Source organism: Ruminococcus gauvreauii (assembly GCF_025151995.1).
In the GTDB taxonomy this organism is placed as follows: Bacteria; Bacillota; Clostridia; order Lachnospirales; family Lachnospiraceae; genus Ruminococcus_G; species Ruminococcus_G gauvreauii.
Genome location: NZ_CP102290.1, coordinates 2158544 through 2179133 on the forward strand (window position 1 = coordinate 2158544; position 20590 = coordinate 2179133).

Genomic DNA, 20590 nt, shown 5'->3' on the forward strand with positions numbered 1-20590 from the left:
TTGCCACAAATAGATTTTATTTTATCTTTATCTCGTCTGTATCACTAACCAGCCATTCCATTGATACATGCAAGGCTTTTGCCAGCATAAGCAATTCTGCATCACAGACATGTCGTTGGTTCTTCTCTATACGTGAGATGATCAGAGGCGTCATGTCCTCCATACCCATAAACTGAATCCTTTGGGCAAGCTCTTCTTGTGTGATCGGGGGCTTTTGCAGTGCGCGGCCCAATCTTACTTTATCAGAGCAGATATTTCCTTTTATTGTAAACATGCTTCTACCCATTCATAAATCTCCATTTTCTCTGTCTTATTTAGATATTTTTTATCGCGTCTATTGATTTTATACTGAAACAAGATATAATGTTGGATAGGGTAGATATTTATTATCTTGTTTAGATAGAAATATGCTTTTTTTATGATTGTCCGCGACCAATGCGGTTTATGCTTTGATAATGGCCATGTAGTGAGATTGCGTAGTGAAGAACTTCATTGGCGTGGTATGGCAGATAAAATGGCACAAAAGTGGCATAGGAAATGCCGATGACATGGAAAAGAAAATCTGTTATACTTATATCGTCTACAAGTGGGTTCTCAGGAATCTGCTTGTTTTTTTTATTTTCAGGAAAGGAGTTCAATACTATGAAATACTGTCCTTATTGCGGCGGAGAACTTGCAAACCCGGCAGCATCCTTTTGTACGGAGTGCGGAAAATCGTTATCCTCTGCGGTCCCGGAGGAAGCGTCGGTTACCGAAGCGCACCGAGAGAAGAAAAAGAGCAGCAAGAAACATGTAAAGAAAGGAAGATATTCAGGTAAAACAAAAAGACCAGCTGTTCCTGTGAAAGCTGGTGAGGCATCTGAGCCGGTAAGAGAAGATGATTATGATGGCTATTATGATGATGTCCGTCCCTTTGATGAAGGGGGAGGGCGTGAGGAGATTGACAAGGCGCTGGTTAAAAAGATTATATTGGTCGTGGCATGCGTTCTCTTAATTGCCGGAGCTTGTGTTGCACTTATGTACTTGATATAAACAGCAAAATAAAATGTTGTAAATCACCTTATCCAATCGTGTAATGTAATTGAAAGGTCAAAGAGGTGATGAACATGATTTATTTGTCCAAAGGGATTGTAAAAGAAAACTCCACGGAACATCTTCTCCAGGTGGCGAGATGTGGTCAGGAATATAGCTTATCCGGAGAACAGGCGGCGTTGTGGCTGAACGGAAGGTTTGGATTTTCAGAGGCTAAAACAGAATCGGAGAAGCGGACGCTGAAGCATTTGGCAAGAATGGGTCTGGCAGAAACGGGAGCAGAAAATACTGATGTGGCAAGATACAGAATCCTCACACAGTGCGTTTGCTGCCCGGCGGTCAATGCAAAACCGGAAATTTTTTTGAGCCACGCAGAAAAGGAAGCATTAACCTGGCTTCGGAATGCCGGACTTCGATTGACGGTAGCAGAACTTATTTTTCTTAGAGAGCATAAGATCAAACCTGAACCACGATATCTCCATTCTGAAAACCGGCAGGCGTTGGTGGAGGCAATCTACACAAAGAATACCATCGCAGATAATTGCCTGGAGCAGATCATGGAATGTGCGGATTGCAGGGATGACACCGTAAAGATACTGCTCGGGCTGCTGAAGAAAAAGAAACTAATCGTATTGTGAGGTGAAGCAGATGAAGGAGAAATTTTATGGGTTGCCAGCACCTTTACAAAAGCAGATTGCCATAAGGATTGCAGGGGGTGCTGTTTTCCTGCTGTTGTTTGTTAGCATCTTGCTTGGGTTCCGGGATTTCTATTTCAGCCTTCCCTGTCTATTATTATCCGGGTTTCTGCTTATAAACGGGATTCGACTATGCTATAATAGCTTTGCTGGCAACTATATGTGTATCCAGGGAATCTGCGAAAAAATTGAGACGGTCGGGATCCGAAAAAGAATCAGAGGAATCTGGGTTCAACTGGAGGGAAACGCAGTGAAAATTCCTATTCGGCAAAGAATGAAGGTGCTCTCTATTGGCGATACTGTTATTATATACTTATCAGACAAAACCCCAGTATATGAGCATGAGGGCAGTTATATGATATGCAGCTACTATGCACTGGGAACAAAAAAGAGAGGTAATTAAAATGGAAGCAGATAAGGAGATGTTGAATCGGCTCTTGAACGAAATACAGGAGTTGATCAAGGAAAATGAAAATGAAGACGGCACCTACCGATTTGACTTGCTGAAGGCAGTTATTGCTTTGGATTTCGCAAAAACGGAGATCGAAAAAGCGATTTCCAAGTGATTTTCGGATGGATTGACTATTGAAGCTGCATATGCTATAATATTTATATCAGTTTCAAGATTTCCAAAGAGAAATCACGAGTATCCGAGTTTTCAAAGTGTCAATTAGCACAATTGTGCTGGTTGGCACTTTTTTTGTTTCTTTTGGTTTCTACCTGCAAAGCAGGTTTGAAATAAATAATTTTATAGCAGGTAACCCCTGCGAGAAAGGAGATTTCCATGTTAAAAGTTTTTGCAACACAAGTCGTCGTATCCAAAGGTTATGACAACACGCCAGCTCTTCGCTTTTCTGAGAATGGTGATTCTGTGAGGTTCCGAATCGGCAAGAAGGTCTATGACCCTCATGCTGAAAACGACAGCCGCTGGATTAACCTTCCGGTCAAAGCGTTTAACGGCGTATGCGAGCGCATCAAGAAGATGCAGCTGAAAGAGGGTTCCTTTGTGAATCTGATTGGCAGGCTGGACGAAGATTCCTGGGAAGATAAGGATACCAAAGAAACCAGAAAAATGATGGTTATTATTCTGGATGACATTGAGTATGCTTCCGGTGGAGGCAAGTCCAAGGAAAACCAGGCAGCTGCAGGACAGCAGAATGCGGCTCCCCAGAATACTGCTCCTCAGAATACTGCTCCACAAAATGCTGCTTCAACTCCTGCGACAGGCGCTGAAGCATCCGGAAATTTTACCGGGTATGAGGCATTTGGCGGCGGATCATTCTTTGATGAGAATTGATTGGAGCAACAATTGAATCCGGCGTATTAAGGCGCACATGAGTTACAGACACTGTATGCTCATGTGCGCCTTTTTGCGTTTCAAAGGAGGTGTCTTATGACAAATGAAACCTTTTGCCTTCTCTCTGAGGAGGAGAAACACACAAAATTCAAGGCTACAATGAAGGGCAAGACAAAAGGATGTCTGAATGAAGAAGAACTTCATAGTATCTTGATGAGCATTTCACTGAACAGACAGTATGCTATTTCAGTCTATCGAGATGGGGAGGAGTTTTGCCGTGTTTTGTCAGCGGCGGACGGGTTCCAAAGAAGAACCATTCTTGGTCATGTAGCCGCAGGTATTGGAGAAATACCGGGAAAACAATTTGACTCATCGCAGGCGGCGGCAGTAATTTTGCATAATACTGTTGATTGCAGTAATGCAAACTGCCTCTATATCTTTATTCCAAAGGAACGAAGTCAGAAAGGAACAGAGTGATGAATAAGAAAGATCAAAAAAGGCACATGGCTTATGAGGCGCTGGTGCTGTTAGGTATGCTGGCTTTGCTCACTTTTATATGCCGGCTATGGCCCATCCTGTTATTGATTATTCTCGGTATTTTTGCAGCGGTGATAAGACTGCTTTTTCTTTCCTCCAGAAAGATTGAAGTAATTGTACCACTTCCTCTTTTGCCGGAGCCGGTAAAAGAAGCGACCGAGAAAGATGTACAGGTGCTTGCATATTCCGTCATACTCAGACGGGTTACAGAACTTGTGCTATCTGAGTATCCGGAAGCAAGATGGATCTGGGAGGCGCCGAATGCCGAAAGGCTCATCCGGGAAAACCAGGAGGTATTCATCCTGCTGAACCGTGCCGGCGGATACCGCCGTGCCAGAGTCGTGATCCAAAACCTGCAGGTGGTTGGAATTGAGTACAATCCGCCGGCTGAGGAGGATGCGGTTTTGGAGCCGGAGGATAATGCCCCGGAACCTGAAGAAGAACCAGAGGTACAAAATTACGAGTTGCTGGCCTTTGAGTGGGCAGATGCTCATATTTTCGAGCTGAATGCCAGATGTAATGAAGCAATTGGGGAAAATCTCTCAGAATTGATTTTGCTCGCGGAAGAACTTCCGGTCCGGGAGAGTTGGGCAGATATCTGCCAGGAACTGATAAGAGCCGGGCTTACGGATGTCCAGTGTGTATCTGAGGGAATCAAAATCAATCTTACGCAGTCAAATGCAGAAAGGAAATAACGTATGAGTGCATACATGAACAACATCTTTAATTACAGCCGTCCCTTACCGGAACCGTTTGATACGTTGACGAACAAAAAGGTGTCAGTATCATCGAAATATGGAGATGGGACAAATGCAACTTTGTGTTCAACAGTCATAAAGGCGGTACATGCAGTTTGCCGCTGCATGGATGGCAGCGCCGAAGGAGCTGTCGGAGTCATCGACCACAGGACAGTTGCTGAATACAAATCGTCCATGGGACCTGATGAGTATCATCTGGTAGTATATGACAGCAACTCTGGTTCGCTAATGGCAAGTGTGTATGACAAGAACACGGAAGTTTTTGAAAACTATGTGCTAAACGCATCAGGGCGTGACGGAGCTGCCGTTATGATGGCACTGTTTCCGGTACTTATGAATGATGAGGAATTCAGTGATAATTTTGAATTATACCGCGATCAGTTTAGTCATGGATTTTCGGATTTACCCTCGGCTACGGAGTACATGGCAATGCTATGTGATAACGCCTACAGACGCATCAAAGATGCCTCCTGTTCAGCAGCCGTCAAGGTGAGTGTGGACAAGGCCGGAAATCTGATGCGTGTATCTCAGGTGCAGCTGGATTCCGGCGCTTTTGAGCCTACCCATGTGATTGCTGGGGAATTTACGATCTTTGCAAAAACAGCGAGGGTTATTGTGAAGAGCGCAGATGTCATTGTGGAACACACGGATTTTGTCGGCAAGTATGAACTGCATCCAAGGACGATGAGCAGTCAGGAAAAACAGCTGATACCGGTGCTTCCGGAATGGTACATCATTCCACAGGAGGTCGTTGATATCTGCAAACATGCTCAGGCAACCACCGGGAAACCGACGCAGATGAGGAATTTCCTCCTCCGTGGACCGTCGGGAACCGGAAAGACCAGAAGCGCAAAAGCGATTGCAGCAGGGCTGGGGCTTCCGTATATGGCATACACCTGCTCGGCAGGCACAGAAATATTTGACTTCATCGGTCAGATTTTTCCGGATACCGATTCGGGTTCTACCGGGGATGCACAGCTTGATCATGAAAAAGCGATTTTGGCGAGTATGGGTGGAATCAACTATGCCAACGTATCCAAAATGATGAATCTGCCCGATTTGGATGATATGGATTATGATCCGGCGGGGGTATATCAGGCTCTGACTGGTGTAGAAAATGCAGCCGCAACATCCCAGGACTGTATGAGCATTGTGCTGGATCGTGTAACGGAGAAGGTGTGTGCCCTGTCCAGACGAGATGAAAATTCCAAGAGCAGTGGTCAAACCTATACTTATATTGAGACTGATTTTATCAAGGCTCTGAAGTATGGGTATGTCATTGAGATCCAGGAGCCTACGACAATTGTCCAGCCCGGCGTTTTGCCAGGACTGAATTCTCTGCTGGAGCAGACCGGGACAATCACTCTTCCTACCGGAGAGGTGATAGAGCGTCATCCGGATGCGGTGGTCGTAGTGACGACTAATATCGGATATGAGGGATGCCGCAGTATGAACCGTGCGACTCGTTCCGTACTGAAAAGGTGCGGCACAAACTAAAATCAGTTTGGAGAACTGATAATCTGATGGATGGAATGATGGGGTAACGCCCGGAGGCATCCACACTAATACTACGACAGGCGTGTTTCTTCGGAAACGGGTCTGAAGCTCGTTGAAGTCGGCTGAAGGAAACCTAAGTCACTTTGGTGATATGGCAACTGATAGGCCGGGTGTCCTATAACAAAGGTATGGTGAGAATGGCAACGCATTGCCTGACGAACTTGCGAATGTACGGGGAGCTGATACTGCCAAAAGGCAGTAGCCACAAGAGTGGGGTTTAGTAGTTATGATTCAGATGAACAACCTTATAGCGTTACAGGCGCTATTCAGCTTTTGTCCCTATAGTGAGCACCTAACCCTTAATAGAATGGATAAGATTATCGGAACGAGGAAAGCCATGTACGTCCTTAGAAAATAGGGCGATACGGACGAAGAACAATAAGCCGTTTAATACATGGTGAGAGTAGTGGCACGACCGTTGAAGCCTCTGTAATGGAGGTGGAGGAACAGCCACAAGTCATGGACAAGCAAACGAAATATGTAACGATTGATTGCGGATTCGGGTATGACAAAAAGGTCATCCTTGAGAAATGGGGTGATACTCCGTGAATAACACTCGTAGACGCACAAACAAACCAAAGCAAAACCGGAAAAAGGTACATACCCAAATGTATAACATGAATGGGGTGCGCCACGCTCTGTACGAACAGAGTAAAGCCGGTATGAACTTCAACAATCTGTCAAAGTTAGTCGTCTCGAAGCAAAATATCCTTTTGGCATATCGCAATGTCAGAGGAAATAAAGGGGCAAAAACCCCTGGAACAGATGGACTTACAATGGCAGAGGTGGATTCATTATCCGCAGAAGAAGTCGTTGAGAATGTCAGACGCAAATTCAACTGGTACAACCCTAAGCCGGTACGCCGAGTGGAAATTCCAAAACCAAACGGGAAAACCAGACCACTGGGAATCCCGACTATATGGGATAGGATTATTCAGCAGTGTATTCTACAGGTGTTGGAGCCAATATGCGAAGCGAAGTTTTTGCCAAATAGCAAAGGTTTTCGCCCTAATAAATCAGCAGAAGATGCGATTGCAAGTTTTATGTTCAACATAAACCGCAGGCACATGACGTGGGTGGTGGACGTGGACATCAAGGGTTTCTTTGATAACGTCAACCATACAAAGTTAATGCGGCTGATCTGGAATATGGGAATACACGACAAGCAACTGCTGGTGGTAATAAGGAAAATGCTCAAGGCTCCCATACAAATGCCAAACGGCACTCTGGTCTATCCAGATATGGGAACTCCGCAAGGAGGAATTCTATCTCCACTGTTAGCCAACATTTACCTACATGAGCTAGACGTTTGGCTCAGTTCGCAGTGGGAGCGAATGCCAACAAAGCATGAGTACAAAGAGCCACCCGGTAGAAATGGTGAAAGCACTCGCTCAAAAGCGTGTCGCGCGTTGCGGAAAAATAGCAGGCTAAAAGAAATACACCATGTCCGATATGCAGATGATTTTAAAATCGTTTGCAGTAACCGTGATGAAGCCGAAAGGATTTTCATTGCGACCCAAATATGGCTAAAAGAGGAGCTGAAACTTGATATATCGCCGGAAAAATCCCAAATCACGGATATAACTATAGATTACACGGAGTTTCTGGGATTCAAGATTAAGGCAAACCTCAAACGAAACAAATGGGGCGGTGTATCTTATATCGCTGACAAGGCGATGGCAAGGATATACCGAACGCTTGCCGGGCAGATTACAGAAATAGGCAGGCACAAGGACAGGGAGAGTATGAGCAAGGAAATTGCCAAGTACAATGCGATGGTTATGGGAATACACAATTATTATCAGATTGCAACAGGGGTCTACCTAAGTCTTGACACGATAAGTCTCAGAATACTGAGAAAATTGTACACCAAGACGAAGTATAAAGGTTTCTCAAAAACCTGCCCCAATCCTGCAATTCAGATACCGCCTAAATACAGGGAAACCAGGCAAATCCGATATATCGGAGATTACCCGGTTCTACCCATAGGATACTGCAAAACCAAAAATGCAGTGCAGCATAAGGTGGAAGCACACCCATACGCAGAGGAAAACAGGCACGAGCTTGTAGCCTTGCAAATCTCCAAGATGTGGAACAGCAAGATGGCATGGGCAGACAACATCGCCTTTGCAGTCAACTGTATCAGTCGATATGCAGCTCAAAAAGGAAAATGTGCAATTACCAAGCGTTTTCTGATGATGGATGAGGCGGAAGGACATCACATAAACCCGAGGCACAAGGGTGGAACAGACGAATATGCAAATATCGCAATTCTGTCTCCCGAAGCCCATTTGCTGGTTAAGGTGACAAACCCAATCCTAATAAAATCCATGTTGGCAGAATTGAAGCCGAACAAAAAGCAAATGGCAAAACTCAACGAATTTCGTACTCTGTACGGAACACAAGCAATCGAATAAATCAATCATAATACGAGCAGTTAGTTCGTTACATTTATTTCAACAGCAAGTCTATGATGGAACGCCGTGTGCGGTGAAAGTCGCATGCACGGTGTGGAGCGGGGGAAAATCTGGAGATTATATCAAAAGATTACCTATCGCTATAGTCTGTTATCGACAGAATGAGTCTGGTACGAGATGTGGAACTTCCGACGCCTGAAGTTATGGTGCAGCGCGCCATGGCCGTCACGGGCGCAACCGATGAGTACCAGATCTCCCAGATGGTGCAGGTGGTCAACGACCTGTCGGAGTATTGCCGAAAGAACAGTATTACGGACGGCTCCTATGGTATGCGCAGCCTGATTGACTGGATTGTGAGCAGTGAAATTACCGGCGATGTATATGAGTCGGCGCTGTATACGATCATCAGCAAGGCGACCACAGATGAAGTAGACCGTGAGGCGCTGATCAGTGCAGTTTTGGAACCGATTTTTACAAAGAAGCGAAAGAGAGCAACCGCATAAATGTATTTAGAAAGGAGGTCAACCCTGTATGGCGAGGGTGAATCACAAGTTAGTAAAACAGCGGCTCAATGAGCAGCGCAGTAAAATTTCAGACCGACAATTCTTCTCGTCCCGTCTTTTGGCGGGACATTTTGAAGATCTGGCGGCAGCACAGACAAGGCGGTATCACTATAACCGACGGGTCCGTGTGAATCTTTACTGGAAACCGAGAGAAAAGCATGTGGCATCAACGGACAATATGTTTGTGCGTATCAATGCCGGGCATCCTATGGTCACGAAGGTAAAGGGGAGGGAAAACCGCTACCAGATCGTATGCGGTATGTTCGCTCATGAGCTGGGACATGTCCTTTATACAGATTTTCTTGCAGCACAGACACATGCCAATTATTTAGGAAGCGGTCGCTGGTATCCCTATCCGCCAGACCTGAAGACAACGGCGGATGCACGGAACGAGAAAGCATTCTGGAATTATGTGAGAACCGATCCCAAAAATCTGGAGATGGTGCAGATGATTGCCCATTATATCTCCAATGTAATTGAGGATGGGTATATTGAAAACCGGGTGCTGAACAATTTCCCAGGTACACTGGGATACGGGCTTGAAAAGCTGCGGGAGCGGCATTTCGAGCAAATACTGACCGTGACGCAGCTGATCGAGCAGGAGGATGAAGAAAGTCATATTTTTGAAAGCATTCTTCAGATCATGCTGTCTTATGCAAAATTTGGCGAAATCAAGTATGGGGACGAACCGCTCAGCGATGAAAGAATTCAGGCGGTGTTCGGTTTAATTACCGATATTGACAGCGCCTTAATGAGCAGGTCCGGAAAAGACCGGCTGAATGTCGTCAATATGGTACTGGTAAGGTGCTGGGACTATATCGAATCATTTTGTGAAGAATGCAAAAAACGTCAGGAAGAGGCTATAACCTCCGGAGGTTCCGCCAGCCTTGCAGAAACCTTGTCGGAAGTGTTGGGCGCAATTGCCGGCGGTTCCGAAATTGGTGAAGGAAGCAGCACGCCGGTGCCGGAAGCATCCGACGGGTCAGAAGAATCTGCGACGGCCGGCAAACGGGCACAGACTCATGCAGACGCCGAGAGCGAGGATGACTCAAGAGAAACAGAGGGCTTCCAGACTGACTCTGAAACGGAAGAAAAGCCATCTGGGTCTGGGGGAAGCAATAATTCTTCAGATAAAGAAACTGCCCCTATAGATGGTGGCAGTTCCGGTGCTGAGAAACAGGAAACTGCGGATACTGAGCAGGGACGCATCCCCTACCACCAGTCAGAATCACTTTCAGAACCTGTTGGTGGGTCAATAGAAAGAAACGACGATTATGAGCGGGAGCAGTATGATCGTGCTGCATCCGATATCGAACGTCTTCTGGACAAGATGGCGGAAAAAGCGGTCTGCGAGCAATTGGAGAATGAAAGGATTCAGGAGTTGAATGATGTGGCTCAGAATATTTCTTATGGGAATATCCATGAAGGGGTACCTATCCGAATCAATCGGATTGCCTCTGTGGATGAGGAGCTTATAGAACAGTATAATGCTATTGCGGGACCTTTGATCAATATTTCCCGCCAGCTGCAGAAGAGTTTGCAGAAGCAGCTCAAGGAAAATCGAAGAGGCGGCAAGCTGACCGGTCTTATCATGGGCCGCCGTTTGGATGTGCACGCACTGTGCAGGAATGACGGTAAGGTGTTTTATAAGAACAACCTGCCCAATGAGATCCCGGAGCTGGCAGTCGGCCTGCTTCTGGATGAGTCAGGGTCTATGTGTTCCTGTGATCGCTGTACTTATGCCAGAGCCTCAGCTATTATTCTGTATGATTTCTGTCAGAGCCTGGACATCCCGGTAATGGTCTATGGTCATTCCACCGATTATACCGATGTCGGAAATACAGTAGCACTATATTCCTATGCGGAATTTGATGGCTTTGATCATGATGATAAATACCGCATGATGGATATTGCGGCCAGAGGAAGCAACCGTGACGGAGCCGCACTCCGTTTTGTAGCGGAGCAGCTGTCTAAGCGGCCGGAAGCAGTAAAAATCCTCATACTGGTTTCAGACGGACAGCCTGCTGACAGCGGTTATGGTGGTTCTGCAGCTGAGGAGGATCTTCGCGGCATCAAGCAGGAGTATCAACGCAAAGGTATCTTGTTTGTTGCAGCCGCTATTGGTGATGATAGTGTGACACGTTCCTGCGGAAAAAGCGCAGGCACAAAAGAAATAGAACGTAATAGTTCTCTTTTGGAGAACTGATAATCCGAAGAGTCGAATGATGGGGTAACGCCTTGAAAGGCTCTCACTAATACTCCGACTGGCGTTACTGCGTGCAATAGCAGAAAGGTCAGAAGCTCGGTGAAGACGGCAGAATGCAACCGTAACATAGATTTAGTAATACTATGTCGAAAGCTGCCCAGAGGTGGATGGTGTTGCAGATATGCCGGGTGTCGATTGCTCACGGTGAGAATGTGTTAAAATCACTGACGAACTTCCGAATGTACGGGTCTGAAAGCCGATTTCGTAGAAATGCGATAGCCCTGTAAAGGGTGCATGTGAGGTTGAGTAAAATATTGTCGTTATGAAAGACCTTGCGCCGTTATAGGCGGCGATGTGCATGCGGGCTCATAGGAAGCACCTAAAAGCAGTCAATGATAGGATTATCGGAACGTGGAAAGCTGGAAACATGGAGGTCATTGCAGACTTATGAAATGGTACAGGAGATTGTGCAAACTAAATCCTGTTTTGTTCCAGTGAGAGTGCCGGCACAGTACCAGTGAAGCTTATGAAAGTAGGTGGAGGGATAGCCGGTAGTCGGTTTAGCAATGCAATGTGTGTAGTAGGCAATCCATAGCTTCGAGTATGACAAAGAAAATCATGCTCCGGAAGGAGGGTGATGCCTATGGCAACCAAAAAGAAACAGACACTCAGAAACAGTGAATACTATGATATGCAATCCACTTTTGATGAACTGTATGCAAAAAGTCAAAACGGGCAGGTGTTCCAGAACCTTATGGGAATAATCTGCTCCGAGGAAAACATCCAATTAGCATATAGGAATATCAAGAGAAATGGAGGCAGTGTAACCCCAGGTGTGGATGGAATAACAATCCGAGACATTGAACAAATGCCTGCGGAAAAATATATCCGCACTGTGCAGAAGAAGCTGGCATGGTATAAACCAAAACCTGTAAAGCGAGTAGAAATTCCAAAACCAAATGGCGGTATCAGACCCCTCGGTATCCCCACTATGTTTGATAGGTTGGTACAGCAAAGCATCAAACAGGTATTAGAGCCAATCTGTGAAGCCAAATTTCATGAGTATAGCTATGGCTTCAGGCCAAATAGGTCGGCAGAAAATGCAATCTCCAAGGTTCAGAACCTGATACACTTCACTAAGCTGTACTATGTGGTGGACATGGACATTAAAGGATTTTTTGATAATGTAAACCACAGTAAACTCATCAAGCAAATGTGGTCATTGGGTATTCGAGATAAAACTTTGCTATGTATCATAAAAGAAATGCTGAAAGCGCCTATTATTCTGCCGGATGGTAGTAAGGTGTTACCGCAAAAAGGAACACCACAAGGCGGTGTTCTCTCACCTCTGCTTGCCAATATAGTGCTCAATGAACTGGATTGGTGGATTAGTTCGCAATGGGAAACTCACCCGACGCATACTCCATATAAGATTATTGAGCACAAAGAAGGGCACCAGGATAGAGGGAGTATCTACAGGGCACTGAAACGCAGTAATCTCAAAGAAATGTACATAGTGCGGTATGCTGACGACTTCAAAATCTTTTGCCGAAAAAGGGATGATGCCAATAAAGCCTACTTTGCTATCAAGCAATGGCTGGCTGAGCGGCTCAAACTGGAAATCAGCGAGGAAAAGTCGAAGGTAGTAAGTCTAAAGCGGCATTACTCAGAGTTTCTAGGATTCGAGCTAAAAGTGGTTCAGAAGCGTAAAAAATGGGTGGTAAGGTCGCATATGTGCCAGAAAGCCATTCAAAGAGAAACGCATGTGCTGATAGAGCAAATTAAGGACATGCAGCATCCTCAAGATGCTGCCAACGGAGCCTTGGCCGTAACCAAGTATAATGCAATGGTTATTGGTATCCACAACTACTATCAGATTGCCACGGATGTCAACTTAGACTGCAAAACAATCCGTCGAAACATAAACATATGCTTGCATAACAGATTAAGGCACAAAATCACAAAAACGGGGCAAGTTGTAGGAAAATATATTCGACAACGGTACGGACAGAGTAAAGATATTCAGTTCATCTATGGATGTCCAATAGCACCAATAGGTTCTGTCCAACACAAAAAACCAATGTCGAAGAAGCGGACAATTAACAGCTATACACCAGAGGGACGAGCAGAAATTCATGATGGGTTGAAATTGAATATGTCTATTCTCTTACAGCTTATGAAGACAAGCACCCCTATGGGAAGTGTGGAATTTATGGATAACAGACTTTCCCTATGGTGCGCTCAATATGGAAAATGTGCTATTACTGGGCGAGAACTGATGGTAGATGAGATACATTGTCATCACAAGATACCAAAAGAACCACCCTTTTATGGCACAGACCGCTATGAAAATCTGATAATCGTCCATGTTGACGTTCACAGGCTAATCCATGCAACCGCACCCGAAACAATCGCTAAATACCTCGCCATGCTAAATCTAACAAAAAGGCAACTCAACAAGGTTAATTCCTTGAGAAAATCGGCTGGACTGGCCGAAATTGAACAATAAACTGTTTCACAAAATAGTTGTAAGCCTACACTACACAGAGCAAAGAAAAGCCGATGGAACGCCGTGTGCGGTGAAAGTCGCACGCACGGTGTGGAGCGGGGGAAAATGTGGAGATAATAATCCACTATCCTATTTGTTTAGATCCAAAATGGATTTTTCATAATCCCCAAACAGGTCGTCATAAGAAAAACCTAAAACGACCTTGAGGATTATTAGGTCAGAAATAAATATATTTCGATTACCTTGTTCGATTTTGGAATAAGTTGATTCAGACATTGTGCTACCTAATAATCCAGCTTTGCGAACAACATCGGATTGAGTAAAATTTTTAATTTTCCTATAAGTTTTTAATTTATCGCCAAGGGATACATCCAATATTAATTTGTTCATAACATATCATCCTTTCTAAACTAGACTAAAAAGTCCTTTTTCTATTGATTGTACCATAGAAATATGGTAATATATGGACTATAAAGTCTGGACCATATAGTCCATAAGGAGGAATTGGTATGTATAATGAAGAAAACGAAGCAGTTGCAAAATTAGTACAATGGGTGCGAAGTTGTGATACGATTTGGGAAATGATATGTGATGACAGTGGTTGGTATTTAGCACTAGAAGATATAATAGAACTAATGGAGGAAATGATTTCCAAAGGTCAATATCAAATGGTGATGGTGTTATTAGGGAAAATGGATAAAAACCGATTCGTCCATGAAGCAATAAGCATGGTCATAATCAACAGAGTTAAAAACCCTAATTGTGAAACCGGAATACTAACGGAATGTGTCAATGCAATCAAGAAGATAGCAAAGCAACATGGAGTAATGAGAGAAACATTAACGATATAATTGAACAAGGGATAGAAAGAGATTAGAAGTCAAAACATTACCTATCGCTATAGCAGAATATTGAGAGAATCTATGGGGACTCATTCCTGGATATCTCAGACTTAAACCAACTGCCCACAAAACTGACCGCTGTTGTTAAGCGGTATGTGAGGGTATAACAAAAGGCAGGACAAAGGATGAAATCCGCTTTGCCCTGCGTAATTCATAACAATAGAAAGAAATAAAAATAAAGAAGGAGCGTTAACAATAATATGAAAGCTATAAGTATTGGTGCGAAATATGAGATTTATGATGATTCACTCAAGGCCTACGACAGGCTCCCTGCAAAGACTTACACGGTCCGTTTCTCAAAGATGTCCGGCTTTTTTCTGGAAGCACGGACGGACTTGGTGGTGAAGGAGAAGGTCTACGGAGTCCATCCGGAAAAGGCAGACAAAGTCATTGCGGCATTTGCAATGTTTGAACGGAATCTTGGTGTCATCCTAAGTGGAGACAAAGGTATTGGCAAGTCGCTTTTTGCCAGAGTCCTTTCCTCAAAGGCGGTTAAGACCGGGTATCCTGTCATTATTGTTGACCAGTTCATCCCGGGTATCGCTTCCTATATTGAGTCCATCGACCAGGAGGCTGTCATCTTGTTTGACGAGTTCGACAAGACCTTTGGCAGTATCCGGCCAGGAGAAAATGAAGCAGATCCGCAGTCTGGGCTTTTGAGCCTGTTTGACGGAACATCTGACGGAAAAAAGCTGTTCATTATCACATGCAACAGCCTGTACAATCTAAGCGATTATCTGGTGAATCGCCCAGGTCGTTTCCACTATCATTTCCGCTTTGATTACCCGTCTTCGGAAGATATCAGGGAATATCTGACCGATAAGTTAGAGGCTCGGTGCCACGGCGAGATTGAGAAGGTAATCCTGTTCTCGAAGAAAGTGGCTTTGAATTATGACTGCCTCCGTGCGATAGCGTTTGAACTTAGCCTTGGGATTCCGTTTGAAGCGGCAATACTGGACATCAATATCATCAACATGCATGAGGAGCTGTACAACATCACTCTGCATTTCAGCGGTGGAGTCACCATGAGCGCCAAAAGGTGCCAGTTAGATCTGTTCAACAGGGACTGCCATGAGAGTGTCAGTCTGTTCGACGATAAAGGTAGAAACCTGGTCATGGCTGAGTTTATGCCCTCTGAATGTGTCTATGACACTGAGCGTCATGCGACGATTCTTCCGGCAGACTGTATCACGCTGAATTACACGGATTATTATGGGACATCGACACGGGAAGAAACGAAAAGACTGGTGCCGGAATATCTCTCCATTGTCCGAGCAACGGAATGCAATATTCATTATTTGACGGCCTGATATACCCTCATCATGAGGATGCAAGGCCCGAACCAACTGCCCACAAAACTGACCGCTGCTATTAAGCAGCATGTGAGGGTATAACAACATCAAATTATAAAAATACGACGGGCAGCTGGATTTCTACAGCTGCCCGCCTGTTATTCAGAAAGGAAGGGAATTATGCACTTTTTAACATTAGCAGCTTTAGAAATCTCTCAGATACAGGAAGACAAGGAATTGGACAACCAAATAGCAGAGGCTCTGAAGGAATTAGAGATTCAGAAGCAAATTGAAACAAAGAATTTTATGCTGGACCTTGCGATTGTGAGATGCCAAAATCTTCAGTCATCATTCTCCCGTACAGTGAATGACGGCGTTTCTGAGCTGATGTATCCTTATTGTGCGTGGCTGGAGGATCCGGAATATCTGGAATTTGATAACCGGACAGAAAGACTGCGTGAAGAATACGAGAGCGTGGTTGACTGCATAAAGCTTCCCCAAGGCACAATTGTGGAGCAGTACGGCTATCCGATCTGGGGCAGATTTGTTGTCCGTGACGGAAAGGTGTTTCAAAGGGATGCAGGACCGCTTCATCATGAAAAGCGTACTAAGAAAGCAAAACGAATGATGGCTCTGCCTAAGTATCCCCGCAAAAAGCTCTATAGGAGTTTTGAGGAATATGCAGAAGAAAGATGCGGTTATTCTTTTGATGAAAAGCATCAGGGCTATGGATATTACTATAATCCAAACGCCATGTGGGACTGGTATTCCATTGGCGGGCGCTGGCCGGAGATGTTTCTGGTAAAAGATACCTGCACGGAGTATTCCATTGGTGAAAGAAGCTGGTGCAATTCAGATAGAAAAGAAGAAACACCGGATGGATATGTGTGGGTTTGTGCCGCCAGAAAAAAAGATATCGCATGGGAAGAGATGCGGGGCTGGAGAAATCAGAAAGCAAAAGAGCGCTTTTATAAGCTTGAGCAAATGTTTCTGGCAGGAAAGACCGATTCCGACTTTTATGGAGAAATCGTTCCGGACGGAGTTATACGCTGGGGCAGATACGTCTACCGAAAAGGCTCTACATTGGAAGAATACCTTGAGGAGTATGGGATTCCAAGCAACTGGAAGTACCCGATAGGCACGCATGATATTGTGGATGCAGACCAGTGGCTTAGCAAAGAGGACAGTGTGCTTGATTCAGAATCAGGCAGCTATGTCCCGGTAGAATGGCGCAGCTACATTGACGGTTACATTGATGGCACGGGTGAGGATACAGTATTGGTTGCCGTAGACTATCACATTTAAGGAGGATTCAGATGAACACGTATGTCGTTTGCATGGATTCATCATGGGTCCGTGATTCACAAATGTTTGATATTGTCGGTTTGACAGATGATGAACTGGCAGAAGTTGACATGTGCGGCACAGAAAACGAAAGAAGGTGGCACGATATGGAGCCGACTCCATTTATCGCAGTCATAAAAGCGGAAAACGAGGAGGAAGCCTGTAGAAAGGCAGCCATCGAAATGCGCTATGATCCACGCTGTCTGTTTGCCATAAAAGTATCAGAATGAAGGAGGTATCAAGAATGATTATCAATCGAATCGGTGCTGAGTTTGAATACGAAGGCACAACCTATGTAATCGGCGCTCCCATTGTGGGAACGCCGGAAAGCGAGTATGAGGGTCTGTATGGGACAATTACGGAAATCCGTGTCGGGGAGGATAAGGAAACGGAAAATGAAACGCCGGATCTGTACTGCTCCTTTGAGGTTCCTGTATTGCCCTGTGAAGTAAAAAAGCTGGAAGAGGTTTTTTCTGAACTGTATAGCCAGAAAAAGACCATTGACGACATCATTCTGGATTTTGTCATCATGGCTCCATCTATGGTGGAGCCGCTTGACGATCTGGAAGAGTGCCGCCAGCATCCAAGAATTTATATTCTTTTGGAAGATTGGGCGGTAGATGGCGAACAGGGGAACTCTTCAGAAGTCTATACAGATTTTAATGATGCAAAGCGCTTATTGGTACAGAAGCTGAAGGAAGAACAGGAAAGCGGTTGTATTCCCCAATGGACGGATAAGGAGAAGTTTGTGGAACATTCCGCAGACTCCCTCTATGAATGTTACATTGACGGTGAATACTGCGAAAACCATTATCATATCGCAATCATATCCCAGCAGCTTTGTGTCTCCAACCGGTTTGTCAGAGAAATGGGATGGATTTACAAGGCATCCTGCCAGCTTGAGGATTTTGTATCACAGGTGTCAGACTGGGATGAACTGGATCAGCTGACCGATGAGCAATACAACCGCATGGTTCAGGATCCACGTTTTCCGGAAAGGCTTCACAGTGCATTGGGGAAAAATGATTCTTATTGGGAGGCTTACTGGGAAACGGTTTCCGAGGTGGCTCATGCGTTTGTGGATGAGTATCTGAAAGAAAATGCGCATCCGGACTGTTATACGCCGGAACAGGACAATCCATACCCGCTGTGTGTCGGAAATGGAAGTGCGGCATGTAAAGAATGCTGTCTGTATGCAGAAATGGAGGCAAAGCCATGGGAACCATAAATACAAGAATCAGCTATCTTTACAGGGATGCTGACAACTATAAAATGCAAAATTCCTGCGTGATAATGGGCGTGATAACCGAAGCGCAGATTGCAGAAATCATCTCCTGTCTGGACTGTGGGGAATATTTTATTCCCCGGCAGGTGGGGCTTCCTGAAAAACGTTTTGACAGGTTTGACGAGGAAGCGGACCATTGCTGGTTTGAATTAAGTGCGGATGGGTTTGAGGTTACAGAAAATGTTTCCAATATTGACATGACTGTGAGCCAGCTCCTGGAGTTGTTTCATAAGGCAAAAAATAGCTGGCATGATGAGGTGCTGTGAGGAGGCGATGAAAGTGTTGCATAACCAAACAAATGCGAAAGCAGGGCAAATGAGTATTGTCCTGGAAAATCTCAGTATCACGAAAGATAAAATATCTGCAGTTTTAAAGCGGAGATGGCTGGCTTGCTATATGCTCTATGACTGGAATTACCGTCATGCAGAGCATACGTTTGCCACAAATGAAATGGAACGATTCCAAAAGGCTATTAAGACTCTTAACAGACATCCATGTACTGCTTCTGAACTGGATCAAAAGTTGACCAAAGCCTATAACAGGGTCTTGATGGAAGATGTAGAATCTTTTATTAGACAGCACATGAAAGTCTGGTCTGCGGATCGAACTGTGGTAGAGTTAGAAATTGCACGAGCGGAAGCAGAAATGCTTCAGTGTTAGAGAGGAGGTGGCATTATGCCTTATAAAAGCGAATCAAGGCCGTTGACCAGCATTGTCTCCTATCCGGAGCGTGGCGAAGGCGGCAATAACCGTTATCGGGGGAACTGCTCTCCCAGACTGATTGAGGATCTTTTAGGGTTCTTTCGCCCGGGAGAAATCTGTGACTACATGTGTGGCAGCGGGACGACCAAAGCAGCGGCGGACAAATTGGGCATTGGCAGTCATCTGTATGATCTGCACAGCGGATTTGATATCATGAACTGTGAAATCCCGGAGCGTCCGGAGTTCATCTTCTGGCATCCTCCATATTGGGATATCGTCACGTTTTCGGATGTCATGTATAAAGCTTCTGATGTCCAAAAGAACTACGGTTATGACCCGAGACAGTATGATCTGTCGCGCATACCGGACTGGGAAAGCTTTGTTGATAAAATGAATTATGCCATGATGAAGCAGTTTTCCGCCCTTGAAAAAGGAGGCAGGATGGCGGTTTTGATGGGAGACATTAAGAAAAAAGGTGTGCTTTACAGTATGCTTTCTGAAATCATCAAGCCGGGTTCCTTGGAGAATATCATTATCAAGGCCCAGCATAACTGCTTTTCAGACAAGATCCAGTATAGCGGAAAATTCATTCCGATTCTGCATGAATATGTGATGATTGTCCGAAAGGATTCACCGCTTCTGGTTCCGATTATTATGGCAAAGAAAGCGGAGGTCGATATCCGGGATATGCCGGGAGCGACATGGCGTGATGTGGTTGCTGCCGTTTTAGAACAGTGCAGCGAGCCGGTGACGCTCACGTTTCTCTATGAGAAAATAGAGCCGCACAGAAAAGCACAGGCAAATAAGTGGTGGAAAGAAAAAATCCGCCAAACGCTTCAGATCAATCCTACATACTTCTTTCATGATGGCAGGGGAATGTGGTCTTTGAACAGAAGCGCAGCATAGTATCTGCGTCTGGGGGATGTCTTTTGTAGGCATCCCTCAGTTGCTTTAACTATATGTAGAAGAAGGATGGTTTTTTTGCTATAATACAAATATATTTGTAGATAGGAGGAGAAATATGTCTGCTTATTATAATCCGGAAACGTACAGAAAAATTATCAGAAATGGTGAAGAATGTTGGGTATATGATTGGGGCAAGAATGCCGATATAAATTCATTCAATTATATGATAGACCGATGGGGTGGCACCCAGCAAAAATTTTTTATCAATGGCGAGACCAGACAATATTTTCTTATTGATAAACAAGAGCGTACTGTCATGGAAATATTAAATCCTGAAGTAATAAGGTTCTTGTATGAGCATCTTTATATGGCGGAAATTAACGAAACTTTTATTGAACTGTTTACCTCAATCGGTAGGTTTAAGACAGTGAAGTACGAGTAGGTTCTGATTTTTTCTTAGGGATGTCGTTTCGGCGGCATCCCTTTTTGTATAATTGTTTTCATTTAGGACATACTAATTTCCAAGACTTCTATTTACATTTGCGCTTCAACTGTGTATAATATGAAGCACGAATGTAAATAGAAGTC

23 protein-coding genes are annotated in these 20590 nt (G+C 44.7%); 21 read left to right on the forward strand and 2 right to left on the reverse strand.

What is annotated here, in order from left to right; genetic code table 11:
* Nucleotides 1–16: 16 nt before the first annotated feature.
* Complete coding sequence (locus NQ502_RS10460; RefSeq protein ID WP_023042400.1) at nucleotides 17–286, reverse strand: helix-turn-helix domain-containing protein; 270 nt, start codon at nucleotides 284–286, stop codon at nucleotides 17–19.
* Between the two features lie 257 nt (nucleotides 287–543).
* Between NQ502_RS10460 and NQ502_RS10465 the strand changes: the two genes are divergently transcribed.
* From NQ502_RS10465 to ltrA (NQ502_RS10520), 12 genes are all read left to right on the forward strand, one after another.
* Nucleotides 544–1032, forward strand: a complete 489-nt coding sequence (locus tag NQ502_RS10465) for a hypothetical protein (RefSeq protein ID WP_146051659.1) — start codon at nucleotides 544–546, stop codon at nucleotides 1030–1032.
* Nucleotides 1033–1106: 74 nt separating this feature from the next.
* Nucleotides 1107–1670: a hypothetical protein gene (locus NQ502_RS10470; protein WP_023043097.1), complete on the forward strand. Its 564-nt coding sequence runs from the start codon at nucleotides 1107–1109 to the stop codon at nucleotides 1668–1670.
* Nucleotides 1671–1680: 10 nt separating this feature from the next.
* Entirely contained in the window at nucleotides 1681–2130 is a 450-nt protein-coding gene (locus NQ502_RS10475) for a hypothetical protein (RefSeq protein WP_023043096.1), read from the forward strand.
* 1 nt (nucleotide 2131) lies between these two features.
* The gene (locus NQ502_RS10480) at nucleotides 2132–2293 is read left to right on the forward strand and encodes a hypothetical protein (protein ID WP_023043095.1); all 162 of its coding nucleotides are present in this window, start codon (nucleotides 2132–2134) and stop codon (nucleotides 2291–2293) included.
* Between the two features lie 218 nt (nucleotides 2294–2511).
* Complete coding sequence (locus tag NQ502_RS10485; RefSeq protein WP_023043094.1) at nucleotides 2512–3024, forward strand: single-stranded DNA-binding protein; 513 nt, start codon at nucleotides 2512–2514, stop codon at nucleotides 3022–3024.
* Between the two features lie 96 nt (nucleotides 3025–3120).
* Complete coding sequence (locus NQ502_RS10490) at nucleotides 3121–3501, forward strand: hypothetical protein (RefSeq protein WP_023043093.1); 381 nt, start codon at nucleotides 3121–3123, stop codon at nucleotides 3499–3501.
* Nucleotides 3501–4256, forward strand: coding sequence for a hypothetical protein (locus NQ502_RS10495; RefSeq protein WP_023043092.1), 756 nt, complete (start codon nucleotides 3501–3503; stop codon nucleotides 4254–4256). Before NQ502_RS10490 ends, NQ502_RS10495 begins: the two co-directional genes overlap by 1 nt.
* 3 nt (nucleotides 4257–4259) lie before the next feature.
* Nucleotides 4260–5816 carry an AAA family ATPase gene (locus tag NQ502_RS10500; RefSeq protein ID WP_023043091.1) on the forward strand — a complete coding sequence of 519 codons (1557 nt, stop codon included), beginning with the start codon at nucleotides 4260–4262 and terminating at the stop codon, nucleotides 5814–5816.
* A 722-nt stretch (nucleotides 5817–6538) separates the two neighbouring features.
* Nucleotides 6539–8293 (forward strand): group II intron reverse transcriptase/maturase, encoded by a 1755-nt coding sequence (gene ltrA, locus NQ502_RS10505; protein WP_163323149.1) that lies wholly within the window; start codon nucleotides 6539–6541, stop codon nucleotides 8291–8293.
* Between the two features lie 161 nt (nucleotides 8294–8454).
* On the forward strand, nucleotides 8455–8796 hold the full coding sequence (locus NQ502_RS10510) for a hypothetical protein (RefSeq protein ID WP_023043089.1): 342 nt from the start codon (nucleotides 8455–8457) through the stop codon (nucleotides 8794–8796).
* A 28-nt stretch (nucleotides 8797–8824) separates the two neighbouring features.
* A complete protein-coding gene (locus NQ502_RS10515) occupies nucleotides 8825–11062 on the forward strand; it encodes a cobaltochelatase CobT-related protein (RefSeq protein ID WP_023043088.1) in 2238 nt (745 codons plus the stop codon).
* A gap of 643 nt (nucleotides 11063–11705) precedes the next feature.
* Nucleotides 11706–13571, forward strand: coding sequence for a group II intron reverse transcriptase/maturase (ltrA, locus tag NQ502_RS10520; protein ID WP_023043087.1), 1866 nt, complete (start codon nucleotides 11706–11708; stop codon nucleotides 13569–13571).
* Nucleotides 13572–13700: 129 nt separating this feature from the next.
* Here ltrA (NQ502_RS10520) and NQ502_RS10525 read toward each other — a convergent pair whose 3' ends face one another.
* Nucleotides 13701–13961 carry a helix-turn-helix domain-containing protein gene (locus NQ502_RS10525; RefSeq protein WP_023043086.1) on the reverse strand — a complete coding sequence of 87 codons (261 nt, stop codon included), beginning with the start codon at nucleotides 13959–13961 and terminating at the stop codon, nucleotides 13701–13703.
* 119 nt (nucleotides 13962–14080) lie between these two features.
* On the opposite strand from NQ502_RS10525, the gene NQ502_RS10530 reads away from it, so the two are divergent.
* The 9 genes from NQ502_RS10530 to NQ502_RS10570 all read left to right on the forward strand — a co-directional run bounded on the left by NQ502_RS10530 (nucleotide 14081) and on the right by NQ502_RS10570 (nucleotide 20444).
* Nucleotides 14081–14422, forward strand: a complete 342-nt coding sequence (locus NQ502_RS10530) for a hypothetical protein (RefSeq protein WP_023043085.1) — start codon at nucleotides 14081–14083, stop codon at nucleotides 14420–14422.
* Between the two features lie 251 nt (nucleotides 14423–14673).
* Nucleotides 14674–15783: an AAA family ATPase gene (locus tag NQ502_RS10535; RefSeq protein WP_023043084.1), complete on the forward strand. Its 1110-nt coding sequence runs from the start codon at nucleotides 14674–14676 to the stop codon at nucleotides 15781–15783.
* Nucleotides 15784–15945: 162 nt separating this feature from the next.
* A complete protein-coding gene (locus NQ502_RS10540) occupies nucleotides 15946–17070 on the forward strand; it encodes a hypothetical protein (protein ID WP_023043083.1) in 1125 nt (374 codons plus the stop codon).
* A gap of 11 nt (nucleotides 17071–17081) precedes the next feature.
* Nucleotides 17082–17339, forward strand: a complete 258-nt coding sequence (locus tag NQ502_RS10545; RefSeq protein WP_023043082.1) for a hypothetical protein — start codon at nucleotides 17082–17084, stop codon at nucleotides 17337–17339.
* A gap of 14 nt (nucleotides 17340–17353) precedes the next feature.
* Nucleotides 17354–18337 (forward strand): hypothetical protein, encoded by a 984-nt coding sequence (locus tag NQ502_RS10550; RefSeq protein ID WP_023043081.1) that lies wholly within the window; start codon nucleotides 17354–17356, stop codon nucleotides 18335–18337.
* Nucleotides 18325–18660 carry a hypothetical protein gene (locus NQ502_RS10555; RefSeq protein ID WP_023043080.1) on the forward strand — a complete coding sequence of 112 codons (336 nt, stop codon included), beginning with the start codon at nucleotides 18325–18327 and terminating at the stop codon, nucleotides 18658–18660. The genes NQ502_RS10550 and NQ502_RS10555 overlap by 13 nt, the downstream gene beginning before the upstream one ends.
* Before the next feature lie 7 nt (nucleotides 18661–18667).
* Entirely contained in the window at nucleotides 18668–19054 is a 387-nt protein-coding gene (locus tag NQ502_RS10560) for a hypothetical protein (protein ID WP_023043079.1), read from the forward strand.
* A 15-nt stretch (nucleotides 19055–19069) separates the two neighbouring features.
* The gene (locus tag NQ502_RS10565) at nucleotides 19070–20002 is read left to right on the forward strand and encodes a hypothetical protein (RefSeq protein WP_023043078.1); all 933 of its coding nucleotides are present in this window, start codon (nucleotides 19070–19072) and stop codon (nucleotides 20000–20002) included.
* 115 nt (nucleotides 20003–20117) lie between these two features.
* Nucleotides 20118–20444, forward strand: coding sequence for a hypothetical protein (locus NQ502_RS10570; protein WP_023043077.1), 327 nt, complete (start codon nucleotides 20118–20120; stop codon nucleotides 20442–20444).
* Nucleotides 20445–20590: the final 146 nt, after the last annotated feature.